Origin of the sequence: Bradyrhizobium genomosp. I (2014) (assembly GCF_000261685.1) — a bacterium.
In the GTDB taxonomy this organism is placed as follows: Bacteria; Pseudomonadota; Alphaproteobacteria; order Rhizobiales; family Xanthobacteraceae; genus Bradyrhizobium.
In genome coordinates this window covers 1-8,645 of record NZ_AJQE01000376.1, presented here as the reverse complement: position 1 = coordinate 8,645, position 8,645 = coordinate 1, and the positions used below count along the sequence as shown (strand labels likewise).

Below are 8,645 nucleotides of genomic sequence, written 5' to 3'. Positions count from 1 at the left end.
TTCGGCCAGTCCTACCAGCTGTTCGGCCTGAACTCCTTCGCAGTCCAGGACACCATCAACACCGGCCTGGATTCCGGTCTGGACAAGCCGCGGTCCGATTATGTCGCGAGCGCCAGCTACTCGCCCAACAGCACCTACACGTTCAGCGTCCGCTCCCGCATGGACGAGCAGACCTGGAACGTGCAGCGCTTCGAGGCTGAAGGCCGCGCCAACTTCAATCGCTGGGCGGTCAGCCTGCTGTACGGCAATTACGCGGCGCAGCCGGAGCTGGGCTATCTGACGCGCCGCGAGGGCATCCTGACCACGGGCTCGCTGAAGATCGCGACCAACTGGGTGGTGTCGGGCTCGGCGCGTTGGGACCTCGAGGCCAACAAGATCAACCAGTATGTGGTCGGAGCCGGCTATGTCGACGATTGCTTCGTGCTGGCGGCGAACTATGTAACTTCGTATAGCTATGCCGCGGGCACCGCACCGCCCGTGCTGAGCCACGCGTTCATGTTCCAAATCGGGCTGCGCACGCTGGCAAACTCGTCGACGACCAGCGGTTCCACCGGCCTCCAGTGAACGGTTTGAAGTGCCGGCCGCGTTTGCCTCACCACAACGCGACTGACATGCGAGCGACATCATGACGACTCCATTGCCTGTCTTCCGCCTCCTTCTCGCCATCGGCGCCGGGCTGATGCTGAACGCCCTGCCCTCGCCGTCGCGCGCGCAGAACATCGTCGTCATGGTCAACGGCGACCCGATCACCGATTTCGACATCGAGCAGCGCTCCAAGCTCGACCAGCTGACGACGCAGAAGACCCCAAGCCGGCAGGAGGTCATCAACCAGCTGATCGACGACAAGGTGAAGCTCAAGGAAGGCAAGAAGTACGGTGTCGACCCCGGCGTCTCCGACATCAACCAGTCCTATGAAGGCATGGCGCAGCGCATGCGCATCACGCCGGACCAGCTCACCAAATCGCTCGAATCCAAGGGCGTTCGACCCGAGACGCTGAAGAGCCGCATGAAGGCCGAGATGGTCTGGACCAGCCTGGTGCGCGGCCGCTACAAGGAACGCCTCCAGGTCGGCGAGCGCGACGTCGCGCGGGCCGTGCAGGCGCAGACCGGCGAGAAGCTTCAGATCGAGGGCACCGAATACAAGATGCAGCCGATCGTGCTGATCGTGCCGCGCGGCTCGTCCGCGGCGTTCCTGGAGACGCGGAAGAAGGAAGCCGAGACCTATCGCGCGCGCATCGGCAGCTGCGAAGAGGCCAATTCGCTGTTCCGCTCGACGCCGAACGCGACCATCCGCGACAGCATCACCAAGACCAGCGCGGAACTGCCCGAGGCGCTGCGCAAGGTGCTCGACGATACGCCGATCGGGCACCTGACCGCGCCGGAGATGACCAAGGCCGGCATCGAGATGGTGGTGCTGTGCTCGCGCAAGCCGACCATGATCGACACGCCGAAGAAGCGCGAGGTCCGCGAGAAGATGTATCAGGAGAAGTACGAGAAGACCCAGAAGGCCTATCTCGAAGATCTCCGCAAGGCGGCGATGATCGAATATCGCAACCGCTGATGGCCAAGCCCCTCCCAGAGCCTGCCATCAGGTCCACAGCCAAGCCCCTTGCCCTGACCCTGGGAGAGCCCGCCGGCATCGGCCCCGACATCACCATCGCAGCCTGGCTCAGGCGCCGCGAGCTGAACCTGCCCGCCTTCTATCTGCTCGGCGACGAGGCGCTGATCGCGCGGCGCGCCAAAGCGCTCGGCGCCGACATCAGGATCGCCGCGGTGAGCCCCAATGAGGCCGCTTCCGCCTTCACCGATGCCCTGCCCGTGGTCGCGACCGGCGAGCGCGCGAGCGCCGAGCCCGGCAAGCCCGACGCATCCAGCGCGCCGGCCGCGCTCGCCTCGATCCGGCAGGCTGTGATCGACGTGCGCGCGGGTCGCGCCGGCGCCGTCGTCACCAACCCGATCGCCAAGAGTGTGCTCTACCGCGCCGGCTTCCGTCATCCCGGCCACACCGAATTCCTCGCCGAGCTTGCCGCAGAGAACGGCCGCGTTCCGCAGCCGGTGATGATGCTGTGGTCGCCACAGCTCGCTGTGGTGCCGGTGACCATCCACGTCTCGATGCGCGACGCGCTGGCCCAGCTCACCAGCGCCCTGATCGTCTCGACCGTACGCATCGTCGCCGCCGAACTGAAATCCCGCTTCGGCATCGGAAAGCCGCGCATCGCGATCTCCGGCCTCAATCCGCATGCCGGCGAAGACGGATCGCTCGGCCACGAGGAGCAGACCGTCATCGCGCCGGCGCTGAAAGTGCTGCGCAACGACGGCATCGAGGCCAGGGGCCCGCTGCCCGCCGACACCATGTTCCACGAGGCCGCGCGACAGACCTATGACTGCGCGGTCTGCATGTATCACGACCAGGCGCTGATCCCGATCAAGACGGTCGCCTTCGACGACGCCGTCAACGTCACGCTCGGCCTGCCCTTCATCCGCACCTCGCCCGATCACGGCACCGCCTTCGACATCGCCGGCACGGCCAAGGCCAATCCGGCCAGCCTGATCGCGGCGCTCAAGCTTGCGCGCCGCATGGCCGCGTCGCAAAGCTGATGGGCGCGATCGACGACCTCCCGCCGCTGCGCGAGGTCATTCGACGGCATGCGCTATCGGCCAGGAAGTCGCTCGGCCAGAACTTCTTGCTCGACCTCAACCTGACCGCGCGGATCGCGCGCGCGGCCGCGCCGCTGGACGAGGCGACGATCGTCGAGATCGGCCCCGGCCCGGGCGGGCTGACGCGGGCCCTCCTCGCACTCGGCGCCAGACGGGTCGTCGCCATCGAGCATGACGAGCGCGCGATCCCCGCCTTGCAGGACATTTCGGCGCGCTATCCCGGCCGGCTCGAGATCGTGCATGGCGATGCCATGACCTTTGATCCGCGTCCGCTGCTCTCGGGCGACCGCGCAAAAATCGTCGCCAATCTGCCCTACAACATCGCGACCCAGCTTCTCATCAACTGGCTCACCATCGAGCCCTGGCCGCCCTGGTACGAGATGATGGTCCTGATGTTCCAGCGCGAGGTCGGCGAGCGCATCGTGGCGCGCGAGAACGAGGAGGCCTATGGCCGGCTCGGCGTGCTCGCCAACTGGCGCTGCGAGACCAGGATCCTGTTCGACATTGCGCCGTCCGCCTTCGTGCCGCCGCCGAAGGTCACCTCCTCCGTCGTGCGCCTCGTGCCGCGCGCAGAGCCGCTGCCGTGCGAGCGCAAGCTGCTCGAACAGGTCGCAGCCGCCGCCTTCGGCCAGCGCCGCAAGATGCTGCGGCAAAGCCTGAAGTCGCTCGGCGTCGATCCCGCACGGCTGGCGAGCGCCGCCGGCGTCGATGCAACGCGGCGCGCCGAGACCATTCCGATCTCCGGCTTTGTTGCCATGGCGCGCGAATTGGCCGATATACGCGGCGAAACGTGAGAGAAGCATGATCCGGACCCGAAGGGCCGCGTTAGCGCAAAGCGTGAAGCGGTTTTCCGATCAGATCATGCTCAAATGGCGAACCGAAGCGAACGCTTTGGCGCAAATTCCGGAGGAAAGAAAATGGCGTTGATGCGTCGGCAGTCCCTGGTCAAGTTCGATGCGCCGCTGTGCGAGACCATCGTCGACACGCCCAAGCCGCAAGGCCGTGAAGTGCTGGTGCGCATCGAGCGCTGCGGCCTCTGCCATTCCGACCTGCACATCCAGGACGGCTATGCCGATCTCGGCGGCGGCAAGAAGCTCGACACCACGCGCGGCATGACGCTGCCCTTCACCCTCGGCCACGAGATCGCCGGCGTCGTCGACGAAGTCGGCCCGGACGTAGCAGCCGGCCTCGTCGGCGCCAGGAAAGCCGTCTTCCCATGGATCGGCTGCGGCCAGTGCCGCGATTGCCAGAACGGCGACGAGAACCTCTGCGTCAAGCAGCGTTTCCTCGGCGTCTCCATCGACGGCGGCTTCGCCAGCCACGTGCTGGTGCCCGACGCGAAATACCTGCTCGACTACGATCCCCTTCCCGTCAACCAGGCCGCGACCTTGATGTGCTCCGGCGTCACCGCCTACGGCGCGCTCAAGCGCCTGGTCGACCGTCCGCGCCAGCGCAACCTCTTGCTGATCGGCCTCGGCGGCGTCGGCATGATGGGCCTGTCGTTCGCGCAGGCGATGTTCAAGCAGCCGATCACGGTCGCCGACCTCTCGCCGGCCGCCCGGGATACCGCGCTGAAGAACGGCGCCGCAGTCGCCTACGACCCGTCCGAGCCCGACGTGATCAAGCGCATCCTGAAGGAGACCGAAGGCGGCTTCGACGAGATCGTCGATTTCGCCGGCAACGAGAAGTCGATGGCCTTCGCGGTCGCCGTCGCCGCGCGCGGCGGCAAGATCGTGGTCTCCGGCCTGATGGGCGGCCAGTTCACGCTGCCGATGGTGCAATGGGTCTACAAGCGCATGACCATCGAAGGATTCATGGTCGGCACGCTCAGTGAGGCCCACGAGCTGATGGCGCTCGCACGCGCCGGCAAGATCAAGCCGACGCCGATGCGCGAGGAGCCGATGGGCGACGTGCAGAAATGGATCGACGAGCTTCGCGCCGGCAAGGTCGTCGGCCGCATCGTGCTGAAGAACTGATCCACTCCAGCGGCGGGCCCGACGCAAGTCTCGCCCGCCGCACGGAACGCCTTCGGCCGCGCCGCGTTGGCAGCGCATGTCGATCCGTTGCACCGTTGAAAGCGCATTCTTCGTCGCCTGGAGCTGCCTGGAGCAGAGCGGCGAGCTCGGCCCGCCGGACGAGAGTGCGAATTTCCTGCTCGACGCCATCGAAGCCCAGATTCGAACCGGCGAACGCCGGCAGTTGATGCTTGCCAACAGGGCGATCGACGCCTTCCGCGCGCATGCGGCCCAACGCCATCCCGCGGGCGATGGCCGAGCACGCGTCGGGTGATGTTCATCGCCGCCCCTCGGGCCCGCCGTGCAAAGCGCACGGGGTAAGACGCTTGGCAGCCGGACGGCACGCCGATCCGCAGGCCGACTATGTTCACTTCTGAACAGACTCGGCGAGATCAACGCTGCCGGACCTGCACGCACGCAACCGCCACTTCCGACTCGGCAATTCTCAACCGTTCAAGAAGCCCTTGTGTGCACTTTGGAACCGTCGGTTCCGTCACGGAAACGTAGGGTTCTGATCGGCGCCGATTCCCGGCCAGCCAAGAGAAGAAACTGTGACCGGTCGGCCCCAGAACGATCTGCTCCGGCAGCTCACCTCCCGAGACTTCGAACTCCTCGCCCCCCACCTCCAACCGGTCGAAGTCGAGATGGGCTATATCCTGCATCACGCCGGCGACGCCGTTGCGGCCATTCATTTCCCCTGCGGTCCCACGCTCGTGTCGTTCGCCGTGCCGGTCGAGGACGATCGCGAGGTCGAGAGCCTGCTGGTGGGACGCGAGGGGGCGGTGGGCGTTGCCGCCGGCCGCAATGCTTCGCTCGCCTATTCCCGCATCGTCGTGAAGCTGAGCGGCACGCTCGTCCGACTGCCGCTGCGCGCGCTCGAGCAGGCGCAGCAGAGGTCGGCCGCGCTGCAAGAGATCTTTTCGCGCTATGCCGACTGCCAGTTCGCGCAATTGCTGCAAACCGCGGCGTGCAACGCCGCGCATTCGATCGAGCAGCGCGCCGCCAAATGGATCATCTCCACGCAGGATCGGATCGGCGGGGCCGAGATCCCCCTCACCCACGAGCAGCTCGCCGGCATGCTGGGCGTCTCCCGCAGCTATGCCAGCCGTGTCATCCAGATGTTCAAGGCGAGGCGCATCCTCGCCACCCGCCGCGGCGCCATCATGATCCTCGACGCACCGGCACTCGACGCCAGGGCCTGCTGCTGCAACGATTGGGTCAAGAAGCACTTCGACGAAGTGCTGGGCGCGGCCACCGCCGGCGACTAGCATTTGATCGCATCTGATCGCTCGCAAGAGGACCTCAGGTTTGGCGCAGCGATTGGCGCTTCAGATGCAGATAGATCGGACTGAAATCTCCGAGCTGCCGCAATTCGCGCCATTTCAGCACGATCAGCTCGCCGTCCCGCAGATCCATTGCTCCGCTCCGCCTGAGCTCGGCGAGCGTCCGGTTCACCGTTGCGATCGCCATGCCCAGCGTCTCGCCGAGCTGCGCCAGGCTGATCGGCACGCGGCAACGATTGCCACGGACGAGTCCTGCCTCGCGGGCGCGGTAGAACAGCTCGCAAAACAAGTGCGCCATGCGCGCCTGCATCGGCCGGGCGCTGTTGTTGGTGATGGCCTCGCGGAAGATCGCGGCATCGCGCAACGTCTCCCGCCACACGGCCAAGCTAAAGGTCGGCCGCCGCCGGAACGCGATGAACAATTCGCGATGCGGGATGAAGGCGACCGAGGCCGGCCCCAGCGCGCTCAATCCATGGTCCATCTGGTCGATGAACAGGCCCTGCGCATCCGGCAGGTCGCCGGTGAGGTGGAACGCAAGATATTGCCGCCGCCCGCTGCCGAGCAGGTGATAGCGCGCGACCATGCCGGACACGACCAGCGCCGAATGCTCGGGTCGGTCACCCTGACGGATGAAGTCCTCGTTCGGCAGGAAATCGCGCACAGTGAAAGTGAGCGTGCGGATCTCGGCGATATCCTCCGCGGTGAGCGCGGTGTGCCCGCAAAGGTTCCGGATCAGCACGTCGTGGGCTTTTTCCATGGGGCCGCCAAAAATCGCGCCGGGTCTATCAAATGATACGCCTGGCTTGGGTTCAGCGGACTAGAACGCAAGTCGGAAGCACAGGTTGCTAACCGGTTTGCGATCGGCCCGGGTCGCATCCCACCGATCACTCGCAAGCGCACCGAGCCCGTCCGTCTCATGAGCCCTACGACCATTCTGGAGCGCATCCGCACCCTGTTCGCATCTGAAACGAGCGCGCACCTCGACTTCATCAGCGATGCCTTCGAGAATGGCACGTTGAAGGAGCCGGTCCGGCCGATGTCGGATCGGGAACTCGCCCGCGCCATCCGCGAGTTCCGCTCTGAGCCAGTCTCCAACTGGACCCTCGCCAAGCTCTCGCGGCGCTTCGCCGAAGTATCAAGGCCGCCGAACGACTGAAGCAGCACGCACGCATGCCGCATCCAAAGTTCATCGCGCGTCTGCAGGACGCAGCGGCACGTCGAGGATGCCTGCGGACTGTCGATCGTCCACGTCAATCGCACCATCCAGGAGCTGAGGCATCGTGGATTGATCGCCTGGGGGCAGCGAGATCGAGCTGCTGCAACCCGAGGAGTTGCGCCGCCTTAGCGGATTTCGCGCCGGACTAGCTTGGCGACGTTCCGCCGCCCGTGGCAAAACCGCAAGATCGGTCGAGCACGTGAAGCCCGCCCGCGCTTTAGCTGGTGCTGCCACGGAGAACGGAACGATGACGGCGGCGCTTCAAGACCACCATGCCCGGATGCAGCGGGTGCTCGATCACATCGACCGGCATCTGGACGACGATCTGGACCTGGATGCGCTGAGCGGCGTCGCAGCCTATTCGAAGTTTCACTTCCACCGGCAGTTCACGGCGACCTTCGGGCTGTCGGTGCATCGCTATATCCAGCTGGCCCGCATGAAGCGCGCTTCATACCGGTTGGCCTACGGCGACGCCGAGAGCGTCACCGACATCGCGATGGATGCCGGCTACGACGCACCTGACGCCTTCGCCCGCGCCTTTCGGCAACGGTTCGGCCAATCGCCGTCGTCGTTCCGGAAGTCTCCCGATTGGGAGCCGTGGCTTGCGGCCTTCGGGCCTCTCGACAACGCGAGGAGCAAGTTCATGCAGAAGACCTTTACGACCGACGACGTGACGATCCGCGACGTGCCGACGACGGCAGTCGCGATCATGGAGCATCGGGGCGAGCCGGCGACGCTGCCCACCACCATCCAGCGCTTCATCGCCTGGCGCAAAGCCGCCGGCCTGCATCCCAGGACAAGCCCGACCTTCAATGTCTGGCGTTCCGAGCGGCGGCCTGCCTCGCCTGCCGACTATAGCGTCGACCTCTGTGTCGGAACCGACCAGCCGATCGAGCCGAACGGCGAAGCGATCAGGTGCGGCGAAATTCCCGGCGGACGCTGCGCCGTGTTGCGCGTCGTCGGCAACACTGGCAATCTGGAGCCCGCCGCGCTCTACCTCTATCGCGACTGGCTCCCGGCCAGCGGCGAGGAAGCACGCGACTTCCCGATCTATTGCCAGCGACTGAGCTTCGTCCCGGAAGTCCCCGATCACGAGGCGACCGCGGATCTATTCCTGCCGCTGAAATAGCGGTCTCGGGTGGCGGGGCCTGCGCTTCCGATTAAAGGGAAGGCGACGTTGCCGTTGGACTGAAGTTCCGTCACCACACCTACAATCATTCCGGGATGCGGGCGCAAGCACGCGGGCCCGGAAATCCATCGGGCCGCATGCTTCGACGTGCGATGGATTCCGGGCTCGCCCTTTCAGGGCGCCCCGGAATGACGAGTGGAGACCGGGCCCACCGCTCGCGAGGCGTCGGGCAAAACACCCTGGTCAAGCCCTCGTCGCAAAGATATTTCACTTTTCCGAATTTCGGATTTATGGCATACACGCGACATCCCGGCCCCTGCCAAAGGGGCGCTTCGCGATCGTCA

The 8,645-nt window shown here is 65.7% G+C and carries 10 protein-coding genes; 9 read left to right on the top strand and 1 reads right to left on the bottom strand.

The window, feature by feature from the left end; translation table 11 throughout:
- The 7 genes from lptD to IC50_RS33190 form a co-directional block, all read left to right on the top strand.
- Positions 1 to 564 (top strand): LPS assembly protein LptD (gene lptD / locus IC50_RS33220; protein WP_035715364.1); only part of this gene is annotated, 564 nt, incomplete at its 5' end.
- A gap of 61 nt (positions 565 to 625) precedes the next feature.
- Positions 626 to 1,561, top strand: coding sequence for a SurA N-terminal domain-containing protein (locus tag IC50_RS33215; RefSeq protein WP_035715362.1), 936 nt, complete (start codon positions 626 to 628; stop codon positions 1,559 to 1,561).
- Positions 1,561 to 2,598, top strand: a complete 1,038-nt coding sequence (gene pdxA, locus IC50_RS33210) for a 4-hydroxythreonine-4-phosphate dehydrogenase PdxA (RefSeq protein WP_050991172.1) — start codon at positions 1,561 to 1,563, stop codon at positions 2,596 to 2,598. The genes IC50_RS33215 and pdxA overlap by 1 nt, the downstream gene beginning before the upstream one ends.
- Positions 2,598 to 3,452 (top strand): 16S rRNA (adenine(1518)-N(6)/adenine(1519)-N(6))-dimethyltransferase RsmA, encoded by an 855-nt coding sequence (gene rsmA / locus IC50_RS33205; protein ID WP_035715360.1) that lies wholly within the window; start codon positions 2,598 to 2,600, stop codon positions 3,450 to 3,452. The genes pdxA and rsmA overlap by 1 nt, the downstream gene beginning before the upstream one ends.
- 123 nt (positions 3,453 to 3,575) lie before the next feature.
- Positions 3,576 to 4,634, top strand: a complete 1,059-nt coding sequence (locus IC50_RS33200; protein ID WP_035715358.1) for an alcohol dehydrogenase — start codon at positions 3,576 to 3,578, stop codon at positions 4,632 to 4,634.
- A 76-nt stretch (positions 4,635 to 4,710) separates the two neighbouring features.
- A complete protein-coding gene (locus tag IC50_RS33195; RefSeq protein WP_035715357.1) occupies positions 4,711 to 4,947 on the top strand; it encodes a hypothetical protein in 237 nt (78 codons plus the stop codon).
- 277 nt (positions 4,948 to 5,224) lie between these two features.
- Positions 5,225 to 5,941, top strand: a complete 717-nt coding sequence (locus IC50_RS33190) for a Crp/Fnr family transcriptional regulator (protein WP_035715355.1) — start codon at positions 5,225 to 5,227, stop codon at positions 5,939 to 5,941.
- Between the two features lie 34 nt (positions 5,942 to 5,975).
- Here the strand turns inward: IC50_RS33190 and IC50_RS33185 are convergent, their stop codons facing one another.
- Positions 5,976 to 6,713: a Crp/Fnr family transcriptional regulator gene (locus IC50_RS33185; RefSeq protein WP_035715353.1), complete on the bottom strand. Its 738-nt coding sequence runs from the start codon at positions 6,711 to 6,713 to the stop codon at positions 5,976 to 5,978.
- Between the two features lie 159 nt (positions 6,714 to 6,872).
- On the opposite strand from IC50_RS33185, the gene IC50_RS33180 reads away from it, so the two are divergent.
- Both IC50_RS33180 and IC50_RS33175 read left to right on the top strand, forming a co-directional pair.
- Positions 6,873 to 7,112 carry a hypothetical protein gene (locus tag IC50_RS33180; protein ID WP_035715351.1) on the top strand — a complete coding sequence of 80 codons (240 nt, stop codon included), beginning with the start codon at positions 6,873 to 6,875 and terminating at the stop codon, positions 7,110 to 7,112.
- 307 nt (positions 7,113 to 7,419) lie between these two features.
- Complete coding sequence (locus tag IC50_RS33175; protein ID WP_035715350.1) at positions 7,420 to 8,301, top strand: AraC family transcriptional regulator; 882 nt, start codon at positions 7,420 to 7,422, stop codon at positions 8,299 to 8,301.
- Positions 8,302 to 8,645 lie beyond the last annotated feature (344 nt).